At 59.1% G+C, this 21,881-nt stretch carries 19 protein-coding genes and 1 pseudogene; 7 read left to right on the top strand and 13 right to left on the bottom strand.

Going from position 1 to position 21,881, the window contains the following annotated elements:
- Positions 1–306: 306 nt before the first annotated feature.
- The gene (locus ACQKP4_RS03085) at positions 307–714 is read right to left on the bottom strand and encodes an HPF/RaiA family ribosome-associated protein (protein ID WP_054049780.1); all 408 of its coding nucleotides are present in this window, start codon (positions 712–714) and stop codon (positions 307–309) included.
- 213 nt (positions 715–927) lie between these two features.
- The gene (locus ACQKP4_RS03080; protein WP_427630299.1) at positions 928–1,875 is read right to left on the bottom strand and encodes a LysR substrate-binding domain-containing protein; all 948 of its coding nucleotides are present in this window, start codon (positions 1,873–1,875) and stop codon (positions 928–930) included.
- 134 nt (positions 1,876–2,009) lie between these two features.
- On the opposite strand from ACQKP4_RS03080, the gene ACQKP4_RS03075 reads away from it, so the two are divergent.
- Positions 2,010–3,386 (top strand): L-serine ammonia-lyase, encoded by a 1,377-nt coding sequence (locus tag ACQKP4_RS03075; RefSeq protein ID WP_427630297.1) that lies wholly within the window; start codon positions 2,010–2,012, stop codon positions 3,384–3,386.
- A 261-nt stretch (positions 3,387–3,647) separates the two neighbouring features.
- Positions 3,648–3,965, top strand: a complete 318-nt coding sequence (locus ACQKP4_RS03070) for a DUF3509 domain-containing protein (RefSeq protein WP_427630295.1) — start codon at positions 3,648–3,650, stop codon at positions 3,963–3,965.
- On the opposite strand, the gene ACQKP4_RS03065 is transcribed toward ACQKP4_RS03070, so the two are convergent.
- Positions 3,962–4,462, bottom strand: a complete 501-nt coding sequence (locus ACQKP4_RS03065; protein WP_427630293.1) for a phosphate-starvation-inducible protein PsiE — start codon at positions 4,460–4,462, stop codon at positions 3,962–3,964. The two genes, ACQKP4_RS03070 and ACQKP4_RS03065, sit on opposite strands and share 4 nt — an antisense overlap.
- Before the next feature lie 365 nt (positions 4,463–4,827).
- Between ACQKP4_RS03065 and ACQKP4_RS03060 the strand changes: the two are divergent.
- Positions 4,828–5,091 (top strand): annotated as a pseudogene (locus ACQKP4_RS03060) (YebG family protein); the annotation flags it as partial.
- A 140-nt stretch (positions 5,092–5,231) separates the two neighbouring features.
- On the opposite strand, the gene ACQKP4_RS03055 reads toward ACQKP4_RS03060, so the two are convergent.
- Positions 5,232–6,251 (bottom strand): Glu/Leu/Phe/Val dehydrogenase dimerization domain-containing protein, encoded by a 1,020-nt coding sequence (locus ACQKP4_RS03055; protein ID WP_427630292.1) that lies wholly within the window; start codon positions 6,249–6,251, stop codon positions 5,232–5,234.
- A gap of 183 nt (positions 6,252–6,434) precedes the next feature.
- On the opposite strand from ACQKP4_RS03055, the gene ACQKP4_RS03050 reads away from it, so the two are divergent.
- Complete coding sequence (locus ACQKP4_RS03050) at positions 6,435–7,238, top strand: SirB1 family protein (RefSeq protein WP_427630290.1); 804 nt, start codon at positions 6,435–6,437, stop codon at positions 7,236–7,238.
- A 67-nt stretch (positions 7,239–7,305) separates the two neighbouring features.
- Here ACQKP4_RS03050 and ACQKP4_RS03045 read toward each other — a convergent pair whose 3' ends face one another.
- The 4 genes from ACQKP4_RS03045 to hmgA form a co-directional block, all read right to left on the bottom strand.
- The gene (locus ACQKP4_RS03045; protein WP_427630288.1) at positions 7,306–8,667 is read right to left on the bottom strand and encodes an MFS transporter; all 1,362 of its coding nucleotides are present in this window, start codon (positions 8,665–8,667) and stop codon (positions 7,306–7,308) included.
- A gap of 159 nt (positions 8,668–8,826) precedes the next feature.
- Positions 8,827–9,462 (bottom strand): maleylacetoacetate isomerase, encoded by a 636-nt coding sequence (maiA, locus tag ACQKP4_RS03040; protein ID WP_427630286.1) that lies wholly within the window; start codon positions 9,460–9,462, stop codon positions 8,827–8,829.
- Positions 9,463–9,474: 12 nt separating this feature from the next.
- Positions 9,475–10,779 (bottom strand): fumarylacetoacetase, encoded by a 1,305-nt coding sequence (gene fahA / locus ACQKP4_RS03035; protein WP_427630284.1) that lies wholly within the window; start codon positions 10,777–10,779, stop codon positions 9,475–9,477.
- Positions 10,780–10,782: 3 nt separating this feature from the next.
- A complete protein-coding gene (gene hmgA / locus ACQKP4_RS03030; RefSeq protein WP_427630282.1) occupies positions 10,783–12,087 on the bottom strand; it encodes a homogentisate 1,2-dioxygenase in 1,305 nt (434 codons plus the stop codon).
- A 166-nt stretch (positions 12,088–12,253) separates the two neighbouring features.
- Between hmgA and ACQKP4_RS03025 the strand changes: the two genes are divergently transcribed.
- Positions 12,254–13,060 carry an IclR family transcriptional regulator gene (locus ACQKP4_RS03025; RefSeq protein ID WP_427630280.1) on the top strand — a complete coding sequence of 269 codons (807 nt, stop codon included), beginning with the start codon at positions 12,254–12,256 and terminating at the stop codon, positions 13,058–13,060.
- A 13-nt stretch (positions 13,061–13,073) separates the two neighbouring features.
- On the opposite strand, the gene ACQKP4_RS03020 is transcribed toward ACQKP4_RS03025, so the two are convergent.
- Positions 13,074–15,560 carry a dermonecrotic toxin domain-containing protein gene (locus tag ACQKP4_RS03020; RefSeq protein WP_427630278.1) on the bottom strand — a complete coding sequence of 829 codons (2,487 nt, stop codon included), beginning with the start codon at positions 15,558–15,560 and terminating at the stop codon, positions 13,074–13,076.
- A 71-nt stretch (positions 15,561–15,631) separates the two neighbouring features.
- Complete coding sequence (locus ACQKP4_RS03015) at positions 15,632–15,862, bottom strand: helix-turn-helix transcriptional regulator (protein ID WP_427630277.1); 231 nt, start codon at positions 15,860–15,862, stop codon at positions 15,632–15,634.
- Positions 15,863–16,587: 725 nt separating this feature from the next.
- Between ACQKP4_RS03015 and ACQKP4_RS03010 the strand changes: the two genes are divergently transcribed.
- Both ACQKP4_RS03010 and ACQKP4_RS03005 read left to right on the top strand, forming a co-directional pair.
- Positions 16,588–18,654 carry an S-type pyocin domain-containing protein gene (locus ACQKP4_RS03010; RefSeq protein WP_427630275.1) on the top strand — a complete coding sequence of 689 codons (2,067 nt, stop codon included), beginning with the start codon at positions 16,588–16,590 and terminating at the stop codon, positions 18,652–18,654.
- 1 nt (position 18,655) lies between these two features.
- Positions 18,656–18,919, top strand: a complete 264-nt coding sequence (locus ACQKP4_RS03005; RefSeq protein WP_427630273.1) for a bacteriocin immunity protein — start codon at positions 18,656–18,658, stop codon at positions 18,917–18,919.
- 52 nt (positions 18,920–18,971) lie between these two features.
- Here the strand turns inward: ACQKP4_RS03005 and ACQKP4_RS03000 are convergent, their stop codons facing one another.
- From ACQKP4_RS03000 to ACQKP4_RS02990, 3 genes are all read right to left on the bottom strand, one after another.
- Positions 18,972–19,883 (bottom strand): SDR family oxidoreductase, encoded by a 912-nt coding sequence (locus ACQKP4_RS03000; protein ID WP_427630272.1) that lies wholly within the window; start codon positions 19,881–19,883, stop codon positions 18,972–18,974.
- Positions 19,884–19,994: 111 nt separating this feature from the next.
- Positions 19,995–20,897, bottom strand: coding sequence for an alpha/beta fold hydrolase (locus ACQKP4_RS02995; RefSeq protein ID WP_427630270.1), 903 nt, complete (start codon positions 20,895–20,897; stop codon positions 19,995–19,997).
- Entirely contained in the window at positions 20,897–21,679 is a 783-nt protein-coding gene (locus tag ACQKP4_RS02990; RefSeq protein ID WP_427630269.1) for a class II aldolase/adducin family protein, read from the bottom strand. Before ACQKP4_RS02990 ends, ACQKP4_RS02995 begins: the two co-directional genes overlap by 1 nt.
- Positions 21,680–21,881 lie beyond the last annotated feature (202 nt).

Below are 21,881 nucleotides of genomic sequence, written 5' to 3'. Positions count from 1 at the left end.
TTGGTGGTGGGGCTTGCCTGTGGTGAGGGGGCTTGCCAGTGGTTATGAGTTTGCCTGTGGTGATGGGGCTTGCTGTGGCGAGGGGGCTTGCCCCCGTTGGGTTGCGAAGCGACCCCAAAAGCTTACGACTGCTGGCGCAGCCGAACGGGGGCAAGCCCCCTCACCACAGGCCAACTCCTAACCACAGGCAAGCCCCCTTGCCACAGGTATTCGCCAACCAGCAGAGAATCACAAAAAGCTGAAACAAAAACGGGCCTGCATAAGCAGACCCGTTTGTCAGTGGAAAGGTAAAAAGTGAATCAGGCGTCAGCCATTTTGTGCAGCCTGTTCGTTCTCGAGAAACTCGTCTTCAAGCAGCGCATCGGCGGCTACTCGTTCGAACGGCACTACCGCGGCACGTGGTTTGCCCCGCAGTTTGCCGAACAGATGCTCTAGCGCATGTTCGAGTTTTTCGGCGGCACCGTCGATCGCTTGCTCCAGGGTGTCCGCTTTGTGAGTGACGGAAATTGGTTGGTGGCCTTTTGGCCGCGCTTCCAGCTGGCAGCGCATGTCGTGCGGACCGGGCTTGTCGCCGTTCTCGTCCCGCAGGTGGACCTCGACGCGGGTCAGGTCCTCTTCATAACGTTCGAGCGTGCTCTCGATGGTAGTACGTACCCACTCCTCCAGTCGGATGCTGCTTTGAATATGGTTATCGCTGTTGACTTGGATTTGCATAGTTCATCCCTTATTTCAGCTAGCTCGCGAGAGGCCGGTCGGCTGGCCCTTGGGCGTCATCACCGTGACCTCTTGCTTACACAATCGGTCTGCGCGAAGAACATTTCAACCCCTAAAAAAAGATAAATTTCGATTCGCAAAAAAAGCCGGACAACCGGCAAAAGCGCTGTTAAGGTCGGGAGTTGGGTCGCCCCGCTCCTCAGTCACAATTGCTCACATCTGCTGCTCCGCCAGCGGGTGCAGGCTGCGAAAAATCCCCGCCTCTTCCACCAGCCAGTCATGCACCGCACGCACCCCCGGATGGCTCAGCGCCCCCGGTGCATACAGCAGCACATAACGTTTGTGATTGGGCACCGCCAGTCCGAACGGCACGATCAACGTCCCCCGCTCCAGCTCATCGTTCAACAGGGTTCGCCGCGCAATCGCCACGCCCATGCCCGCGATCGCCGCCTCGATGGTCAGGTGATTGCGATTGAAGGTGTGCCCGCGCCGCACGTCCGCACCTTCGAAGCCGATGGCGTTGAGGTAGAACTCCCACTCCGCGTACTCATAACTGCCGCGCCAGGCGGTGATGTCGTGCAGCAATGGAAAGTGCGAAAGGTCGGCAGGACCGTGCAGCGGCGGTCGCCCGCGCAGCAGACTCGGGGCGCACACCGGGAAAATCTGTTCGTCGAGCAAGGTTGTGGATAACAGGCCGGGGTAGCTGCCGTCATTCAGATCGACGGCCAGGTCAAAGTCGCCCTCATGCAACGGCACGCTGCTGTCCTCGGCAACAAGCCGCAACTGAATGTCCGGAAAACGTTGCTGCAAACGCGGTAAGCGCGGGGTGAGCCATTTACTGAGGAATGAGGGAATCGAACGCAGCCGCAAAATCCCGCTGATCATGCCCGCGTCCAGGCGCCGCAACTCTGCATCGATGCTGCCGTAAGCCTCATTGACCGTGATGGCCAGTCGCTGGCCTTCGGCGCTCAGCTCCACGCCGCGCGCGCGTCGGTGAAACAGGCGAAACCCCAACCGCTCTTCCAGTTGCCGGATTTGCTGACTGACCGCGCCCGGCGTGATGTGCAGTTCTTCTGCGCAACGGGTGAACGACAAGTGCCGCGCGGCACAGGAAAACACGTGCAGCCAGACATAGGTCTGGGCGTGCAATTGGCGACTCATTGTTTAGTCCTGCTAAAGGCTGACTTAGGAAGTTTCGTTGGTCACGGTTAACCGAGGCGAGCAGTATCGCCGACATTGCGCTTGTCCTACAAAAATGGCAGCGATTCTCTTCCATTGCTTGTACAGGGTTTAGCATGGCTATCAGTGTTTTCGATCTCTTCAAAGTCGGCATCGGTCCGTCCAGTTCCCACACGGTCGGCCCGATGCGCGCCGCCGCAACGTTCGCCCAGGCGCTGATCGAACAGAATTTGCTGACCTCCGTTCGTCGGGTCGAAATCCGTCTCTATGGTTCGTTGTCCGCCACCGGCGTCGGTCACGCCACCGATCGCGCCTGTGTCATGGGCCTGATGGGCGAGTGGCCGGACAGTATCGATCCCACCCGCATCGATAGCCGAATCCACCAGCTGCGCGAGACCGGCGAATTGTCCCTCGCCGGTAAAACGACCATCGCCTTCAACTGGCAAACCGATCTGCTGTTGCTCGACGAGAGCTTGCCCTATCACCCCAACGCCATGTCTCTGACCGCTTTCGGCGAAACCGGGGAGCTGTTCGAGCAAACCTACTACTCCATCGGCGGCGGCTTCATTATCGAGGCGGCCGAGGCCGAATCCGGTATCGCGCCGAACAGTGACGTGGTGCTGCCGTACGATTTTTCCAGTGCCGCCGAATTGCTCAAGCTGTGCAACCAGCATGGCTTGCGGGTTTCCGAGTTGATGATGGCCAACGAACTGGCCTGGCGCGGCGAGGCGGAAATCCGTCAGGGCTTGCTGCACATCTGGTCGGTGATGCGCGAGTGCGTCGAGCAAGGCCTGCGTCACGAAGGCATCCTGCCCGGCGGTCTGAATGTGCCGCGCCGCGCGGCAAAATTGCACCGCAGCCTGCTGGAAATCGGCAAGCCGAATGTCATTACTTCGACGCTGTCGGCGATGGAGTGGGTCAACCTGTTCGCCCTCGCCGTGAATGAAGAAAACGCCGCTGGCGGGCGCATGGTGACGGCACCGACCAACGGCGCGGCCGGGATCATTCCGGCGGTGCTGCACTACTACATGAAATTCAACCCGGACGCGTCCGACGATGACGTCGTGGCGTTCTTTCTGGGCGCGGCGGCCGTCGGCATTCTCTGCAAGAAAAACGCCTCGATCTCCGGCGCCGAAGTCGGCTGTCAGGGCGAAGTCGGTTCGGCGTGCGCCATGGCGGCCGCCGGCCTGGCCGACGTGCTCGGCGCCACGCCCGAACAGTTGGAAAACGCCGCTGAAATCGGCCTGGAACACAACCTCGGCCTGACCTGCGACCCGGTCGGCGGCCTGGTGCAAGTGCCGTGCATCGAACGCAACGCCATCGCGGCGGTGAAGGCGATCAATGCCACGCAAATGGCCCTGCGCGGCGACGGCAAACACTTTATTTCTCTGGATCGGGTGATCCGCACCATGCGCGACACCGGCGCCGACATGCACGACAAATACAAAGAGACGTCACGGGGCGGTTTGGCGGTGAGTTGGGTGGAGTGCTGACCGGTTTGCTTGCACCGTCAGCGGTCACCTACCCGTCCGTGCCCTGAATCGGGCAAGCAAAAGCAGGCGAGCCAACGTCCCCGTCGCTTTCGTGCCCTGTTTATTGTTCGACAATTTTTACGGCATGCCCCTTGCTACGTCCCCGCTGAGGCAAAAGGACTTTTAAAACCTCAGCGAGCGATCTGCCAATGGTCTGGTAATGCGAACCAACCCGATCATGGCCGGTCAACAACTGCACGTTCAATCAGGCGGTGACGCATCATGGACAACCCTTTTCAGCTCATTACCGATGCTTTTGCACCGGATTATCAGATCAACCTGAGCATTCAGGGTCTGGACGGCAGCATCATGCTGACCCTCTCCAACAGTGGCCGTGTCGTGGCCAAGCGGATGATAAGCGCAGAACAGCGCAACGACCCCAAGCGCCTCAAGCGACTGGTGCAAAGCATTCAGTTCGGGATCGCCATCGAACAGGGCCACAGCGCCGTGGCGATCCTTGAAGCCATGACCGACGGCGACAACCGTACGCTGCCGCCGCCCTCAGCCAAAGATCAGCCGCACGTCGCCTTCAGGCTTTAAAGCTCGCCCTTCTCCACTTCGGGATGTTCACCGGAACCCGCACCGACTTTGCGTTGCGGGTGTTCGATCTTCACCGAAGGAAATTGCGAGGAGGCGTAACGCACCACCAGAATCGAGAACGCCAGCAGCAGAATCCCGCCGCACAGGTAAATGATCCCGAGATCCGGCGGATTGTGGTGCGAGACGTTGGAGATCAGTAACCGCGTCAGGGCAGTGATCGCCACATAGATCAGGAAACGCACCGGCATGTGATTGGTCTTGAAGTAAATCCCGACCATTGCGCCCAGTTCCAGGTAGATGAACAGCAGCAAGACGTCATCGATCTTGATGTGTCCTTCTTCGATCATCCCCAAAAACTCCATCACCGCCGCCCATGCGGTGACTGCACCGATGGCGAACAGCGCCAGGTAGTGGAACGTCTCGACGAACAGGTTGCCCAGGGATTCGGCCAGTTGGTGCACGTTTTGCCGCAGTTTCTCGGCCCAGTTGATTTTCACGATGATGCTTCCTTAGGTCGGCTCGACCGGATGATGCGGGTTTGACGTGACGGTTGTTCTGCATGCAGAAAAAAGGCCAGAGGCTGAGATTGAGATGATGGCCGGGTGACATGAGGCACTTCGGCGGTGTCTGGGCCGACGCCTTCGCGAGCAAGCCCGCTTCCACAGGGGATTTGTGAGCCACACAGATCCAGTGTGGGAGCGGGCTTGCTCGCGAAGGGCGCGCCACGGTTACTGACAAACGCCAATTTCGGTCTACATTAAAAAGCCACTACCCAAAAGGCAGGGATTCGCTTATCCTTTTCGCTGTATATAAATACAGTAGTCGCAAAGACAACTTAATGTGAAGGCATGTGAGGTGGTGAATGGCCGTCGAAGTGGTATACCGCAGCAGCCGAGATCTGGAGCGCTTGTTCATGGATAAAGCCGAAGCTGACCGTCATGACAAAATGCTCGAACTGGCCGAATTGCTGGCTGAAGTGTTGCAAAAAGCCGTTCCGTCCCTGAGCGAACAGCAAGTGGAAGAAGCCGGCATCTACATGGCGAAGAATCGCGATGTGTTTGCCAAGGCATTCAAGAGCCAGCCGGATGCGTTGTCCGAACTGCTGAATGCACCGGCCGAAGTGGAAGAAGAAAAAGCTGAACCCGTTGAAGCAGCCGACGCTGAGCCGACCAAGCCAGCCAAAGCGGCCAAGACGCCGAAATAAGCAATGCCCGAATTGAATAGGCCCTGAGTCGAATGACTCAGGGCCTTTTTCATGGGCGAAATTCAGCGATACAACACTTTCTCCGCCAACTCGTCCGCCACTCTGGCCGGCGAACGCTTCTCGGCCTGGGCGTGGGCGAAGACTTCGGTCAGGCGGGAACTGATTTTCGACAGGTGCGCGGTGATGGTCGCCAGTTCTTCGCCGCGATGTTTTAGCGACACATAGATCAGCCCGCCGGAATTGATCACGTAATCCGGCGCATACAGAATGCCGCGCCGCTCCAGTTGATCGGCGACGTCCAGATGCGTCAGTTGATTGTTCGCGGAGCCAGCTACCGCCGCGCAGCGCAACTGCGTCACGGTGTGGCTGTTGAGCACGCCGCCCAGGCCGCACGGCGCGAGAATGTCGCACGGAGTGCTGAGCAGCGCGTCATTGGCAATCGGGTGCGCGCCCAGTTGCTCCATCGCCAGTTGCACCTTGCCGTGATCGATGTCGCTGACCAGCAGTTCGGCACCCGCGGCATGCAACTGTTCGGCAAGTGCGTAACCGACATTGCCCAAGCCTTGAATGGCGATGCGCAAGCCTTCCAGGTTGTCGCTGCCCAGGCGCGCCATGGCGGTGCTGCGAATGCCGGTGAACACGCCCATCGCCGCATGAGGCGCAGGGTCGCCTGCCGAGGTGGTGCTGGTGACGTGCTGCGTTTGTTGCGCGATGCAATCCATGTCCGCCACCGAGGTACCGCTGTCGATGGCAGTGATGTAGCGACCGTCGAGCTGATTGATGCAGCGCCCGAAGGCTTCGAACAGCGCGGCGCGGTTTTCCACATGGACCGGACGAATAATCACCGATACCCCGCCGCCCTGGGCCAGGCCGGCCAGCGCGGCCTTGTAACTCATGCCTTGAGCAAGCCGCACGGCGTCTTCGACCGCGGATTCGTCGGAGGGGTAGGCAAGGTAGCGACAGCCGCCGAGGGCTGGCCCCAAGCGGCTGCTATGAATGGCAATGACCGCCTTCAACCCGGTGACCGGATCGACGCTCAGGTGCAGCGATTCAAGGCGATTGCTTTGCATGAGAGCGAACATCGTAAGGCTCCCGAATCACTTCTTGTAGTCGCCAGTATAGGCGTGCGCCCAAAAATTGCTGAAGCGCACCGGAATAAGCGCCAGCGCATTGATGGCTTTCGGACATAACCTGCAACCGCCTGTGTGCGGCACTGGACGAATGCTGGCGACGGGGCTAAAACGAGGCATTCGCCGGAGATTTTGATGACACCCCGCCAACGATTCTTCGATTGCCTGCACCGTTCACCGCCCGCGCTGTTCGAGGCCGCGCTGTGGATGGCGGCCGAGCATGACCCTGACGTCAACCCGCAGCACGTGCTGTCCAACTTCAAGGATCTGCAGCAACGGGTCAGCGCCGGCTTGCCGATGTTGCCGGTCAGTGAACTGGCCCAGCCGTTGTTGCGCCGACTCAATGACATGGGCTTCGCGCAGGACGATTTCACCCCGCTGCGCCCACAAGTGGCCCTACTCAATAAGGTACTGGAACTGCGGCGCGGCCAGCCGCTGTCGCTGGGGCTGATTGCCCTGGAGTTGGCCAGAGGCCTGGAGATTCCGCTGGTCGGGGTCAATTTCCCTGGCCACTTCCTGCTGCGAGTGCCGGGGGCCGACCACCTGCTTGACCCGTGCGGTGGCCGGCGCCTGTACCCCAACGATTGCCGCGAACTGCTGCAGCGCCAGTACGGCCCGAACCTGAAACTCAGCGCCGAACATTTGCTGACGGCCGACCCCGTGCAAATGCTGCAGCGACTGTCGCGCAACCTGCGTCAGTTGCACATTTCTCACGATAACTGCATCGGCGCCCTGATCGACGCCGAGCGTGTGCTGGAACTGGGCAACGCCAGCGCCGCCGACTACTTGGCCCGGGCCAGCCTCTATCAGCGGCTGGATTGCCCGAATGCCGAGCGTTTTGACCTGGAACATGCGCTGATGCTCAGCGATGACCCGATCCAGCGGCTTCGCCTGACCGAGCGTCTGGGGCACCTGCCGCCCAACTCAGTCGTCCACTGAGTACAAGCCAACTGTGAGCGCGAGCGTGCTCGCAATGCCCGCGCCCCGGTTGGTCAGACATATCGCGTTATCGTTCATCGCCAGCCAGCTCGCTGCCACGAAGGATCGTGGTCGTCTCTATGGGCGAGCGCACCTGGATGATGAACAACGCCGCAATCACCGCCGGAATCGCGCAGAAGAAGAAAATCTGCTGCACCGGAATGTGCATCGCCAGCAACATGCTGCCAAACAACGGCCCGAGAATTGAACCGAAGCGCCCCACGCCCAAGGCCCAACCAGTGCCTGTAGCGCGCACCTGCGCCGGGTAGAAATTACTGACAAACGCATTGAGCGTCAGTTGCCCGCCAATGATGCAGAACCCGGCGGCAAACACACTGGCCACCAGATAGCGCGGATTGTCGTGATTCAAACCCAGCAAAATGGTGCACACCGCCGCAGTGGCGAGTACGCACGACAGCAGGCGCACCTTGCTTTTGAGTCGGTCGGCAAACCAGGCCATGAAGATTGCGCCGACCGTTCCCGCAAACAAGAACATCGACGTCACCAGGTTGGCTTCGTTGAGTGGCAAGCCACTTTCCAGCAGCAGCGTCGGCAGCCAGCTGATCATGAAATACAACAGGATCAGGCTGACAAAGAAGGTCGCCCAGATCAGTAACGTTGGCCGCGCGTAGCCGTTGCGGAACAACTCGATCACCGTCAGCTTGCTGCCCTGTTGCTGCTCGTTTTGTGCCATGGAAGCGGCAGGTGGCTGCCAGTCCGGGAGCATCCGCGCGGTCACTTTGCGCAGGCGATTGTAGGGCGGCGCATCGCGCAGCAGACGTGGCAGCGACTCGGGAAGCAACCAGACCAAAAACGGGAACAACAACAGCGGTGTGACCCCGCCGGCGAGGAACACCGCTTGCCAGCCGAAGCTATCGATGAATCCTGCGGCGACAAACCCGCCCGCCGCACCGCCAAACGAAAAGCCGCACGCCGCCAGCGTCACCATCAAGGTGCGCAAGCGTGGCGGCGAGTATTCAGACATCAGCGCCATGGCGCTGGGCATCGCCCCGCCCATGCCGATCCCGCAAATGAACCGGGCGGCCATCAGCGTATCCAGCGAATTGGCGAAAACCATCAACACCGTGAGCGTGGCGTAGATCAGCACGCAACAAAGGAGAATCCGTCGTACGCCGAAGCGGTCTGCCAGCGGGGTCACGGCGAGCGAACCCAAGGTCAAACCCAGCAAGTTGGCACTGAACACGGGGCCGAACGCGGCTTTTTCCAGGCCCCAGTCCTGGGCCAGCGCGGGTACCACGTAGCCGAGCACTTGCGCGTCGTAGCCATCGGTGACCAGCAGGAGCGCCAGCAGCAAAAGGATCAGCCACTGATAACGGGACACGGGACGGGCGTCGAGTGCCGCCCGGAAGCTGGCAATCTGATTGTGCATCGCAAGGTTCCTGTTTTGTTTTTATGGTTTTTTAAAGCAACCGCTGTTCACGGTGGGAGCGGGCTTGCTCGCGAATACGTGTGTCAGCTGCATTGATATCGGCTGACACGCCCTCTTCGCGAGCAAGCCCGCTCCCACAGTGGGGATCGGTTTGAAGCCTTAAGGCGTGTCGGGCTGGTTGGCCGGGTGCGCTGCGATGAATGCAGGGTGTTGCGCCGCCAATGCCGCCACTCGGCGAATCCGTGGATAGGCCTCAAGCGAAATATTGAAACGCTCGGCCGCATACAGTTGCGGGATCAGGTAAATATCCGCCAGACCCGGCTCGTCACCAAAGCAATAACCGTCATCCCCGATCAACCGCTCCACCGTCGCCAGCCCCTGGCTGATCCAGTGCCCGATCCACTCCACCACCTGCGGCTCGTCATGCCCCAACTGCCGCAGTTTATTGAGCACGCTGACGTTGTGCAGCGGATGCACGTCGCAGCCAATCACCGCCGCCACGCCGCGCTCATGGGCGCGGGCAGCGAGGTCTTTGGACAGCAGCGGCACCTGTGGATAACGTTCGTCCAGATACTCGATGATCGCCGGTGACTGAATCAGCAACTTGCCTTCATCGGTGCGCAAGGCCGGCACACGACCTTGCGGGTTCACGCCCAGATACGATGGCTGGCGATGCTCGCCACCCTGCGGCGCGATCAGGTTGATCGGCAGCGCCGTGTAGTCCAGCCCTTTGAGCGCCAACGCGATGCGCACCCGATACGACGAGGTGGAACGGTAGTAGGTATAGAGTTCCATGACCCGCTCCTCTTACCGCGCCGCCAGTACTTTGCCGCGGCATTCGCCGAAACCGATGGAGGCAAAACCGTCACGGCTGCAACGGGCGCGCAGGATGATTTCGTCGCCGTCTTCCAGGAATTTACGCACTTCGCCCGATGCCAGTTCGATCGGCTTTTTACCGCCCTCGGTGATTTCCAGCAGGCTGCCGAACTGACCATTTTCCGGCCCCGACAAGGTGCCCGAACCGAACAGGTCACCGGCCTGCAACTGGCAACCGTTGACGCTGTGGTGCGCGACCATTTGTGCCACGGTCCAGTACATGTGTCGGGTGTTGCTGAGGGTCAGGCGATGGGCGGGCAGGTTTTTCTCGCGCAGGCCTTCGGTCAGCAGCAGCACTTCCAGTTCGATGTCGAAGGCACCCGCCGCTTGATCACGGCTGTCGAACAGGTACGGCAGCGGTTGCGGATCACCGGCGGGACGCGGCGGTTGCGCGCGGCGGAACGGTTCCAGCGCTTCGGCGGTCACGACCCACGGCGAGATGCTGGTGATAAAACTTTTCGACAGGAACGGCCCCAGCGGCTGGTATTCCCACGCCTGGATATCCCGCGCCGACCAGTCGTTGAGCAGGCAGAAACCGGCGATGTGATCGGCGGCGTCAGCGATGGCGATCGACTCGCCCATGTCGTTGCCCTGACCGATCCAGATGCCCAGTTCCAACTCGTAATCCAGACGTGCGCACGGGCCGAACGTCGGCTCGGTCTGACCGGCCGGCAGGGTCTGGCCTTTCGGGCGGCGAACATCGGTGCCGGACGGGCGAATGGTCGAAGCGCGACCGTGATAACCGATGGGCACGTACTTGTAGTTCGGCAGCAACGGGTTGTCCGGGCGGAACAGTTTGCCGACGTTCTGCGCGTGCTCGATGCCGACATAGAAGTCGGTGTAATCATTGATTTTTGCCGGCAGGTGCATCACGCAATTCGCCGCCAACGGCAACAATTTTGCGCCTTGGGCTTCGATCTTGCCGTGCAGGGTGCTGCCTTCCTGGAGCAGTTCGATCAGGCGTTCGCGCAGGGCAACGCGAGCCTCGCGACCCCGTTCAAAAAACGCATTGAGCTGGCCGCCACGGGTCGCTTCAACCGCCGCACGCGCGGCGCCGTCGAACAGACCGGCCTCCAGCGCCGCTTCCAGATCAAAGATGTGCTCGCCAATCGCCACACCACTGCGCGGTGCCGAACCGTTGACGCTGAACACCCCCAGCGGCAGGTTTTGCAGCGGGAAATCAGCATGGCCGTTGGCGGAGGTAACCCAGCTACGAGTAATGGAAGTCTGAGTCATGGGTTATCTCCGGGTCGGGTCGAAAGTGGCGGGCAGCGTGGCCCAACAGGCGTCGTAGTTGCCTTGCAGTTGCGGGCAGTCGAGGGCGAAACGGCTCGGGCGCAGCACCTGGCTGGTCTCGAACATGAAGGCCATGGTGTTGTCGATTTTCGCTGGTGCCAGTGCCGCGTTGATCGCTTTGGTGCAGGTTTCACCGTCGGGGCCGTGGGCATTCATGCAGCTGTGCAACGAGGCACCACCGGGCAAAAAGCCTTCGGCCTTGGCATCGTACTCGCCCTTGATCAGGCCCATGAATTCGTTCATCAGGTTGCGGTGGAACCACGGTGGACGGAAGGTGTTCTCGGCCACCATCCAGCGCGGCGGGAAGATCACGAAATCCAGATTGGCCAAACCGTGAACGCTGGTCGGCGAGGTCAGAACGGTGAAAATCGATGGGTCCGGGTGGTCGAAACTGACCGTGCCGATGGTATTGAACCGACGCAGGTCATATTTGTACGGCACGTTATTGCCGTGCCAGGCGACCACGTTCAGCGGCGAGTGATCGAGTTCGCAACCCCACAACTGGCCGAGGAATTTCTGCACCAGAGTGGTCGGTTGCTTTAGGTCTTCGTAATGCGCGACCGGGCTCAGAAAATCCCGCGCGTTGGCCAGACCGTTGCTGCCAATCGGGCCGAGATCCGGCAGCCGCAGCGGCGCACCGTGGTTTTCGGCAAGGTAGCCGCGGGCTTGCGGATCGAGCAGTTCAACGCGAAATTTCAGGCCACGCGGCAGCACGGCGATTTCCAGCGGCTCCAGCTCCAGCACGCCCAACTCGGTGACGATGCGCAAACGACCCTGCTCCGGCACCAGCAGCCATTCGCCGTCGGCGTTAAAGAACACTCGCTCCATCGAACGGTTGGCGCGGTAGTGGTAGATGCTGATGCCGGAGGGTTTGTCCGCGCTCGAGTTGGCGACCATACTCACCAGCCCGTCGATGAAGTCGGTCGGTTCGCTCGGGATGTCCAGCGGGTTCCAGCGCAGGCGATTCGGGGTGACGTCACCCAACGGGCCGCCCGCCAGTTGCCGATCCAGTTTGACGAACGCCGGGTGATTGGCCGACGGTTGAATCCGGTACATCCACGTGCGCCTTGCTTCGCTGCGCGCCATGGTGAACGCGGTGCCGGAAAACAATTCGGTGTAGAGGCCGTACGGGGCTTTTTGCGGGGAGTTCTGGCCGACGGGCAAGGCGCCGGGCAACGCTTCGCTGCTGAATTCGTTGCCAAAGCCGGACTGATAAACCAGCGCTGGCGCCGTTGAATCGAGGTTCATGGAGCCTCCTGAACAGGGAGTAGGCAATGGCCTGTCGCTCTGTTGCAGAGGTCTCGGCACGCCCGGGTTGTTTTTATCGTAATTCAATTACGCACAACGTAATTTGATTGGTATTAACCGTCAAGCTATAAAGACGCCCATTCGTCTCAGGATCACAAACGTCTTCATGGAAAAGCCCAGCGACAGCAACGGTAAACAGAAAGTGCGCTCGGCCGAGGTCGGCACCGACATTCTCAAGGCGTTGGCCGAGTTGTCGCCTTCCACTTCGCTGTCACGCCTGGCCGAACACGTGCAGATGCCGGCCAGCAAGGTTCATCGTTATTTGCAGGCCTTGATCGCCAGCGGTTTTGCCGAACAGAACACCGCCACCAACCATTACGGCCTCGGTCGGGAAGCGCTGCGCGTGGGCCTCGCCGCACTCAACAGTATGGACGTGCTGAAAGTCGCTGCCCTGCCACTGGCCGAGTTGCGCGATGAACTGAACGAAACCTGCTTTTTGGCGGTGTGGGGCAATCAGGGTGCGACCGTGGTGCATATCGAACCGGCCGTGCGCGCGGTGACGGTGGTGACGCAACTGGGCTCGGTGCTGCCATTGCTCAGCTCATCCACCGGCCTGGTGTTCGGCGCTTGCCTGCCCAAGCGCGAAACCGTGGAGTTGCGCGATCAGGAACTGCGGGCCACGACAGACCATGCCTTGGCGGACGATCAAGTCTATGCGGCGTTGTGCGAACAGATCCGCGAACGTGGCCTGCATCATGTCCATGGCTTGCTGATGCCGGGGGTCGATGCGTTATCGGCGCCGGTGTTCAATGCCGTCGGGCACGTGGCAGCGGTGATGACCATCGTGGGGCCGACCTCGTTGTTTCACGCCGACGAAAACGGCCCGGCGGCGCAGCGGTTGCTGGCGGCGACGCGGGCCGTGAGTTGGCGGATGGGTTTTGAGCCGGACAGTGAGGCAACGCCCGCTCAGTGATCAATCAAGCGCATCAAAGCACGAACGTTTGGCTGTCCTGCGGTCGACGCTCGCTCAGTACGTCCTGAACGATTTCCACAAGGATCTGGTGCGGGACCTTCTGCCCCGTGGCCGCCGCCACCATCTCCGCCAGCGACTTCGCATCCTTGGCAAATTCGATCAGGTTTTTTTGCGTGGTGGTGATCGCCTGCTTGCCCAGCTCCTTGTATTTGCCGTAGCCCAGCGTCGCCAGGTCGATCAGCGCATCCTTGAAATGGCCGAAGGCTTTGCGGTTGTCTCCCTCGTGATAAGCCTGCGCGCCCTCCAGGATATTTTTGGTGATGAGTATCGCACTGACGATCAGGCCCACGGGCGGAACAACCATGCTGATCACTTGGGCCGCGAGGATGAAGGCGCTATACGTGATGCCTGTAATGGCTTCAGCCAGGCTGGTCGTCTGTGCATCCACATCGCTGATGACACGCCGGATCATTTGATCGTAGGACCGGGACAAATCCCGCACCCGACTGCCCACTTCCAGGTCGGGTGGGTTGACCGCGCGATTCGACGCCTCCAGTTCATCGAAGTACTGGCTGACGGCACGCTGATCGGTGTAGTGAACTCGACGGCTGAAATAGTCGCGCAAGCCCTTGCTGCGCACGGCCGCATCAAACTGTCTTAACGGTCGAAGCCATAGGCCATCCGGCGCTTGCGGGGTGTACAGCCAGTCTTCATTCCTGCCCCCGGACATGCAGCGGAACACATAGACCCCCTCGACAGGACGGCGGTGGCCCAGATAGAACTGGTACACGCTGTCGCGCATGACCGGGTAATCGCCCATTGCCGGTGGCGTCTCGGTGTTTGGCGTGGTGAGTGCCTGAACGATGCTCAGCAACTGAGAAAACTGGTTGGCGTTCAGCCGCCCCTGGAAGTGCTCGGACAAAATGGCTCGGCGCATTTCCACCAACTGCCGCTCGTGATGCACGCCACGGCGCAAGGTGTAGGTTTTCTCCGCCGGGTTCAAATACATCAACTTCAGCATCTCGATGTATTTTTCACCGGGTCGCAGCGACCGGGACCAACTCGCCAATTCCAGCATATTCAGACTCCCGACCGGTGGATGCGAGGCGTCGAGCCTGAACCTGGGGTAGCGATCAGGCAGCGGTCTTTCGCTTTCATGGGCATAGAACGCGCGCTCGGTGGCGATGATGGCGCTCAGCGACTCGCTCTCGGTCGGGCTGAACTCAATCATGATCAAGTCGGGATCGATGACCACGTTTTCACCCCGGCGCCGCAAGGCTTGCTCGGCGGTGTTTTTTATCAAGTCGTAGGCGAATCGATTAAAAGAAACCAGCGCATGATCGCGGGCTTCAACCGTATACAGCGCCTTGAGTTCGGTATTGAGCCGAGCAAATTGCTGCCGACGCATCCTGTCCGCGGCGCGATAGTTTTGCGGGGCCAACTCAGACACTTCAAAGGCCTCCCAACGAATATGTTCGGCGACGATTCCAAACAATGGCTGGCCCGGTCGTGGTGCCGGCAAGTCAGCCAACTGCACCGCGTCGTCTGTCCAGCGTCGTCGATTGACCGCCACTTCACGGAAGAATTGATGAGCGGTTTGTTGATACCGGCTGCCCACATGCGTGTCGATAAACGCCGTAGACCTGGTCGCCCACTCGCGCACTTTGGCGCCCATCTGAGCCAATGAATCAAACCGATACCAGACATCACCGCTCGGTGCGTGCGGCGCATACACGATGTTGGCCCCCGATGGGCGGGCTCTCTCGCTGATGACAAAACAGTTCTTCATCGCCGCGCCCGAACCGGGGAACACCACACCCCGTGCCACCAGGCTTGGATCGCCCTGGAGATAACGCGTGACCCATGCCTGGTATTGCCGGTGGAAATTGGTTTCGACGCTGGCACAAAACAGGGTGAATTCAATTTGCCTGGCCAAATGTTCCTGCATCGCCTCGTTCACGGCGGTGGGTGTTCCCTGCACAACCATCAGCGTGTATTCGGAACGGATATCTACCGAATTCAGCCAACTGGCAAGCCTGCCAGCGGACAGGCCGAAGGGGGGTTCACCTTCAAAACTGATTTTCTGGGAATTGTTGTCCTGCAGCCCGCGGATGGCGAATTCGGTGAGTGTCATGCGGTCCTGCTGGACGATGTCCCGGCCACCCACGCTCAGGCTGTGAGACGTGTTGACGATGACCAGATCCGGGTCACGGACGTGTCCGGTCGCGCTGTCGAGAAAGGCGCGGACACGCTGGTTGGCATAGGCCTTGAGCGAAGCACGGTTACCGAGCACTTTGTTGAATTCAACTTCACTGTTAATCAATTGCGCTTCAAGTAAAAGAAACCGTTCCACATATTCCGGGCGATAACTTTCACGCCAAAAAGCCAAGCGTGCATCACGCGGGGTTAACGCATTATTAAGTACACTCATCAGCACTATCCTTATTGATACGAGGTTGGCAACACGCCAACTATTCGACCCACAAAAAACTAGCGCCAATTAATAACAATCAAAACCCCCTACATCTTTCACCCTGTGTACTGACTTAACAAATTCACCCGTTAAAAAGTTCAGTTACCATTAACAAACCTTAATCCAGCAAGTCGCAGCGCAGGCTTTACCGTAAACACTATGGGTCTAATGACCCCCGGCTGTTTGGCCATTGCAACGGTTTGAGCCCTGAGTTCCACACCTAACTTCCGATGGATACGACGCGCCGAAGTTTTTACGGTGTGTGACGAGATAAACAGTTGCGCTGCAATCTCCTGACTGGAATTACCGAGCGCAATTAACGTGGGCACCGCAACTGACCACCTGTTTGCCCGCTCGGAGCGTGCCCGGCAGATCGGCCGACCACGCCGGATTTCGCCCTTGCTGAAGTTCTGCCGGCCGTCATCACCGGTCGAAGACTGCCCGGTGCCGCCATTGGCGGTGCCCACCAAGGATTGGGCTACAGATGTCGTGCTGAACGGGACTGTTACTCATGCTGCAACAGTTCATTTCGCTAATCGCTATTTCTCCTTTCGGCTCAACGGCTTATTCTTGCCGGGCTTTCGCGGTGAACCACCGGGAAGCAGTCAATAAGGGATGTGATCAATCCATTCCTGCCCACAGCATTCAGATCAGTCGATGCGTTATCGATTAATCGCCCCGTGTTCACTGACGTTGATTTGTAGCTCCTGATCCAACGTCTTACTTGGCCGCTGCGTTTGCAGCGGCCTTTTTTATGGGCGAGCGCTTTGGCGCGGGCTCACAGGACTTTTCTGGCACAGCACTCATGCAGGATGTTTCCTACCGGCGCCTAAGAAGCTTCTTTTCAACGCGACAGATATTCCTGCTCCGATCCTCATCCTTGGAAATCTCCCTCAGTTTTATATGTAACGGCCTACACACCTCTCGGACCCAGCCATTCCCTTTTCGCTGTAACTTCAGTTGGCACACAGCCACTCGTTGAATTCAATAAAACCCGGCTGGATTAACGCCAACGTCTTTCTTAAACACTCTGCACATTCAAAAGGATATGAATATGCAAAAACCACCGACACCCGGCTTTCTTGAGATCCTTGACCCTATCCATACACGCGCTTATGCGCCCGACCACATGACACCTGTACGTGAAACATCAACTAACCTGGTCCCTGGCACGTTTAGCCACGGCACACCGGTTTACTACCAAAATCACAACACAATAAAAAGCACTACCACGGCGCTTGAACAGGAATATCAAATCAAGTCCAGCCAACTGCCGCAAACCCTTGAACATGAACTCGCAATTACACGCCTTGAAGGTTCAATAGCGCCACTTGCACCGGTGCAATCGATCCTCCGCGAGTTAGAAGTAAGACACACACTTACGCTAAGAAAAATGGCTGAACTGCACAGTAAAACAGCTATTGCCCATGCGTTTTACGGAGGCGATCCATTTAATCGACCTATCAACGAGTTCATGAAAAAAGCGACCGCCATCGAAAAGCGGCCGGTGCCCAACGGGATTGCCATGCAGGCATTGTTTCAGTCCATGAGGGCCGCTCACGATGCAAGGTTGTTGTCCCAAGGCATCGAATTACTCGGGCAGCAGAACGTCAATGTGCAAAATTTTCTCAGGGCCGTGCAGGCCAACGAGGACGCGGCGGCTCAAGCCCGTGAGCAGGCGCGACTGGCGGCATTGGAAGCCGCACGGCAGGCGGCCGTCGAGCAGGCGAGGATTGCGGCGCAAGCGGCCGCCCAACAGATCGCTGCGGAACGGGCGCTTCTCGAAGCCCAAGCCGAGGTCAAGCGCCAGGAAGAGAAGGCACGCGAAGAGCAAGAGGAAAAACAAAGAAAGGAGGCCGATGCCAAAAAGGATGCGCAAGAGCTCGAACGATTCAGAGCGATGGTTGCGATGTTCAAGGCATGGGAAGCCGCCAAAGTCAGTCGGCCGTTTCCCGTATCAGGCCGGTCTGCCGCAGCGGGTCCGGTGTTCACCTTGGCAGCGGGTCGCCTCGCAACAGGCGTAGCGACCACTCAAGCCGTCAGGTCCGCACTGCACACCGCCGTTGCCGCAGCAATAATGGCAGGCTCCGCAGCGGCAAGCGCCGTATTGGTCGGATTTGCCGCGCTGATGTTCCCTTCGCCACTGGCTGACGGTGAAAGACGCTCGCTAGGCGTCCCGCTTTCGAATCTGGTGCCCGACAATCTCCACGCCTGGAGCCTCTCGCTATCGGATTACCAGCCCAACGATCTCCACGCCTTGAGCATCCCGCTCTCGGATTTAGTACAGGGCAATCTTGATGACTTGTATGCCGTTGCCCAGATCAGTGGAGAAATCAGGCTGCCGGTGGCGATCGGCTCCAGAACGACGGGGAACATAACTGAGTTCTTTGTTGCGGCCACTAACGAGACAACGCTGCCTGTAAACGTCCCTGTACGACTCGCCACCTACGACCCTGCCGTTAATGTCTATAGGTCGTACAACCCGGATGCCCCGTCCATCGGCATGACCTGGACGCCTATCGTCCTGCCGAACGGCGCATCAACCACCCTCCCCGCAAGCGAGCCGAACATTGCCGTTTACGACGGCACGACGCCATCGGCCCTGGAAGGAAGGCTCGATGAATTTCCAGAGCTGGATTTGTACAGTTTCGGTGGGTTTATCACGGTCTTCCCTGCCGAGTCGGGTATCCCTCCGATTTTTACAATGTTCAGGGATCGACGGAGCGAACCCGGTGTTGCGAGTGGCTACGGGCAATTGGTTTCCGGAAACTGGGTGGCGGCGGCCTCGACGCAAGAAGGCGCACCGGTACCCAAGCAGATTGCCGATAAACTTCGGGGGAGGGAGTTCTCGAGTTTCAAAGCTTTTCGTAGGGAGTTCTGGAAGGCTGTAGCTGCTGATCATGAGCTGAGCTCACACTTATCTCGGCTAAGCAAAATCGAAACTAAAAAAGGACTTGCAGCTAAAGCACCGTCAGTGGATCACGTCGGACAAAGGACGAAGTACGAACTCCATCATCTGACACCCATTAGCGAAGACGGAGCAGTCTACGACATTGACAACATCAAATTACTCACTCCAAGGCAACACATGGACATTCACTCACATAAGGGGGACAAATAAGATGAGCCTTAAAAACAAGCTCGAGGAATACACCGAATCCGAATATAAAACCCTTATACAACGCTTGTTCGATGGTGAATATTCATCGGAAAAAGAACTCGATGGCATTGTTGAGAACATCGTGAATACTTCCGAACATCCGAACGGCTCCGATATCTTGTACTTTCCTTCGGAGGGTATTGAAGACAGTCCATCTGGCGTTCTGGCGACCATAAAACAATGGCGAGCAGCGAACGGGAAACCGGGATTTAAAGCCGAAGATTAATCATCCGGCAAAGGAGCAAGCAGACTAATGCTTGCTCCTTTCGCCTGATTGTTTACAACGAATACTTCTGCAAATTCGCCATCATTTCCTTCAGCGCTTCAATATTGTCCTTCGGATGCGCAGCGCCTTCGAAATCACAAATCTTTCCCCACTGCGCCGCCACGTCTTCCGGCGAGAACCCCACGCGCGGGTCAAATCCGGCGCCGAGGCTGCGCTCCCAACGGACCTTGCCCATCCAGCCGCCACCGACTTCAAACAACCCGGACGTCTCCTGGCAATTCTCGCTGGCCAGGTACACCACCAGCGGGCTGATGAGCTCAGGTTTGAGCTGTTCGAACACTTGCGGCGGGATCAGGCCTTCGGTCATGCGCGTGCCGCCAGTGGGCGCAATGGCATTGACCAGGATGTTGTTCTTGCGGCCTTCGATGGCCAGCGTGCGGGTCAGGCCGTAGAGCCCGAGTTTGGCCATGCCGTAGTTGGACTGGCCGAAGTTGCCGTAGATGCCCGAGGTCGACGCGGTGAAAATCACGCGGCCGTAATTTTGCTCGCGCAGGTGTGGCCAGGCGGCGCGGGTGACTTTGTAGGCACCTTCGACGTGGACGCGGTAAACCAGGTCCCAATCGGCGTCGTCCATTTTGTGGAAGGTCTTGTCGCGCAGGATGCCGGCGTTGTTGACCACGACGTCGATACGGCCGAAGGCGTCGAGGGCGTGCTGGACGATTTTATCGCCGTCGGTGACAGAGTCGTGGTTGGCTTCGGCGATGCCGCCCGCCTCGCGAATTTCCGCGACGACGCGGTCTGCTGCCGACGCATTGGCGCCCTCACCCTGGGCCGAGCCCCCCAGATCGTTGACCAGCACTTTGGCGCCCTGTTTGGCGAACAGCAGCGCATGCGCCCGACCCAGGCCGCCGCCAGCACCAGTGACGATCACGACTTTATCTTCGAAGCGCACAGACTCATTCATGGGGAACTCCAGCAGGCCGAGGGGACAATGAGCCCGAGTGTCAGGCACGGCGTTGCGGGTCACAATAAACAGCCGGGCACCTGAATGGTGCCCGATAAGGCTGGGGGATAGTCAGGAGCACGCCATTTTGCGTGGGGGCAATATCAGCCGATCGCGAAATTCCAGATAGTGCTTGAGCACTTGCGCCGGCGCTTCGGTTTGCGGGTAATGGCCAATCTCGGGCAGCAGCACCGTGTCCGGGTTGGGTATCAACTCGCGGTAGCGCGCGACCATGTGTGCGCCGGAAATCGGATCAACCTCGCCGTCAATGACCCGCAGCGGCACGTCACCTTGCTGCATGGCGCTGACCCAACGCTCACGCTGGACCCGCCGTTGCGGAATGTAAGTGATGAGTTTGTGCATGATCCGTGGGCCGTGATTGCTGTCGATCAACCCCCAGAAATCGTCCATCTCGCTTTCCGTCGGCCGGGTCATTCGACCGAAGATATGCCGGAAACTCTTGACCAGCGCATCGCGGGTGAAGGCGCGGCCAATCATCCAGCCCAACGGGCTGAGCAGCAGTTTCTGCGCCAGCAGCGGCCGATGGGTTTCAGGAAACAGGCCGCCGTTGAGAAATACGCAACTGGCGAGGTGAAGGCCCGTTTCGTAATGCCGGGCCAGCAGTTCCTGGGCCACGCTGTCGCCGTAATCGTGGGCCAATACGTGCACCGGCTGCGTGACATTCAAGTGCGAAAGCAATGCCTGCTGCAAATCGGCTTGCCCCAACAAGCTGTATTCGTGGTTGGCCGGTTTGGCGGAGTCGCCGAAGCCGAGCATGTCGCAGGCAATCACTCGGTATCGCTGCGCCAAGGGTTGCCACAAGTAATGCCAGTCCCAACTGGCGGTCGGAAAGCCGTGGATGAGCAACAGCGGCTCACCCTGCCCCGCGGTCCAGTAACGGATGGTCTGGCCACGGAATACGAACGTCTGACCGCGTTTGCGCCAAACGCACAGCGGGATCTCGGCGAGTCGCATTAGAGTTTATAACCCGGGTCTTGTTTATCGAGTTTGCGCAGCAATGCCGGCCAGCCCAGCGCGCCACCCATCCCTTGTGCACTTTTGGTGACGCCGGCGATCATCGCCTTGGCGCCGGCCAAAATCTGCGGTTCGATGGCGATCAGTTCGGCACCACCGTTTTGCGCCAGCACCTGAATGTCGCAGGCGCGCTGGAAGGTGAACATCATCAGGAAGGTGTCGGCGATGGTGCCGCCGCAGGTCAACAGACCGTGGTTGTGCAGCATCAGAAAATTGTTTTCGCCGAGGTCGGCTTGCAGGCGCGCCTTCTCTTCATGGTTCAGCGCGACGCCTTCGTAGGCGTGATACGCCAGGCTGGACAGCACAAACAACGACTGCTGACTGATCGGCAAGATGCCTTGTTTTTGCGCCGACACCGCGACACCAGCCGCCGTGTGGGTGTGCAACACGCAGACCACGTCGTGACGTACTTCGTGCACGGCGCTGTGAATGGTGTAACCGGCGGGGTTGATTTCGTAGGGGCTGTCCATCAGCTTGTTGCCGGCCTGATCGACCTTGACCAGGCTTGAGGCGGTGATCTCGTGAAACATCAGCCCGAACGGATTGATCAGGAAATCTTCGGTGCCCGGTATTTTGGCGGAGATGTGCGTGAAGATCAGGTCGTCCCAGCCATGGCTGGCGACCAGACGATAACAGGCGGCGAGATCGACGCGGGTCTGCCACTCGGCGGCGCTGACCTGATCTTTGACACTGTGCGGCGATTGGACGGGAGCAACATTCACGGCAAGACCTCCTGTTCTTATTGTTGTGCTGTCGTAACAGGAGTCTAGTCAGCCATGAACTTCATGCAGTTGCATTGGCAGCCAGCTTGATGGCCGAGCGAGTCAGTGCGCAAAACAGCTTGGATCCATGTCAAAGGACCGACGCCAACAACCGTGCGGCGGCCAGATTCGGCAGGCCCGTCAAAACCATGACCGGCCTCCC

Source organism: Pseudomonas sp. NPDC086278 (assembly GCF_050280905.1).
In the GTDB taxonomy this organism is placed as follows: domain Bacteria; phylum Pseudomonadota; class Gammaproteobacteria; order Pseudomonadales; family Pseudomonadaceae; genus Aquipseudomonas.
Note: the sequence above shows the minus strand (reverse complement) of the source record. Positions and strands in the feature narration are given on the sequence as shown.

Coding starts and splice junctions, on each gene's coding strand:
- ACQKP4_RS03085 (WP_054049780.1), bottom strand. CDS start 714: ATGCAAATCCAAGTCAACAGCGATAACCATATTCAAAGCAGCATCCGA.
- ACQKP4_RS03025 (WP_427630280.1), top strand. CDS start 12,254: ATGGAAAAGCCCAGCGACAGCAACGGTAAACAGAAAGTGCGCTCGGCC.
- ACQKP4_RS03080 (WP_427630299.1), bottom strand. CDS start 1,875: ATGAGTCGCCAATTGCACGCCCAGACCTATGTCTGGCTGCACGTGTTT.
- ACQKP4_RS03050 (WP_427630290.1), top strand. CDS start 6,435: ATGACACCCCGCCAACGATTCTTCGATTGCCTGCACCGTTCACCGCCC.
- ACQKP4_RS03055 (WP_427630292.1), bottom strand. CDS start 6,251: ATGTTCGCTCTCATGCAAAGCAATCGCCTTGAATCGCTGCACCTGAGC.
- ACQKP4_RS03010 (WP_427630275.1), top strand. CDS start 16,588: ATGCAAAAACCACCGACACCCGGCTTTCTTGAGATCCTTGACCCTATC.
- ACQKP4_RS03000 (WP_427630272.1), bottom strand. CDS start 19,883: ATGAATGAGTCTGTGCGCTTCGAAGATAAAGTCGTGATCGTCACTGGT.
- fahA (WP_427630284.1), bottom strand. CDS start 10,779: ATGACTCAGACTTCCATTACTCGTAGCTGGGTTACCTCCGCCAACGGC.
- ACQKP4_RS02995 (WP_427630270.1), bottom strand. CDS start 20,897: ATGCGACTCGCCGAGATCCCGCTGTGCGTTTGGCGCAAACGCGGTCAG.
- ACQKP4_RS03075 (WP_427630297.1), top strand. CDS start 2,010: ATGGCTATCAGTGTTTTCGATCTCTTCAAAGTCGGCATCGGTCCGTCC.
- ACQKP4_RS03005 (WP_427630273.1), top strand. CDS start 18,656: ATGAGCCTTAAAAACAAGCTCGAGGAATACACCGAATCCGAATATAAA.
- ACQKP4_RS03070 (WP_427630295.1), top strand. CDS start 3,648: ATGGACAACCCTTTTCAGCTCATTACCGATGCTTTTGCACCGGATTAT.
- maiA (WP_427630286.1), bottom strand. CDS start 9,462: ATGGAACTCTATACCTACTACCGTTCCACCTCGTCGTATCGGGTGCGC.
- ACQKP4_RS03045 (WP_427630288.1), bottom strand. CDS start 8,667: ATGCACAATCAGATTGCCAGCTTCCGGGCGGCACTCGACGCCCGTCCC.
- hmgA (WP_427630282.1), bottom strand. CDS start 12,087: ATGAACCTCGATTCAACGGCGCCAGCGCTGGTTTATCAGTCCGGCTTT.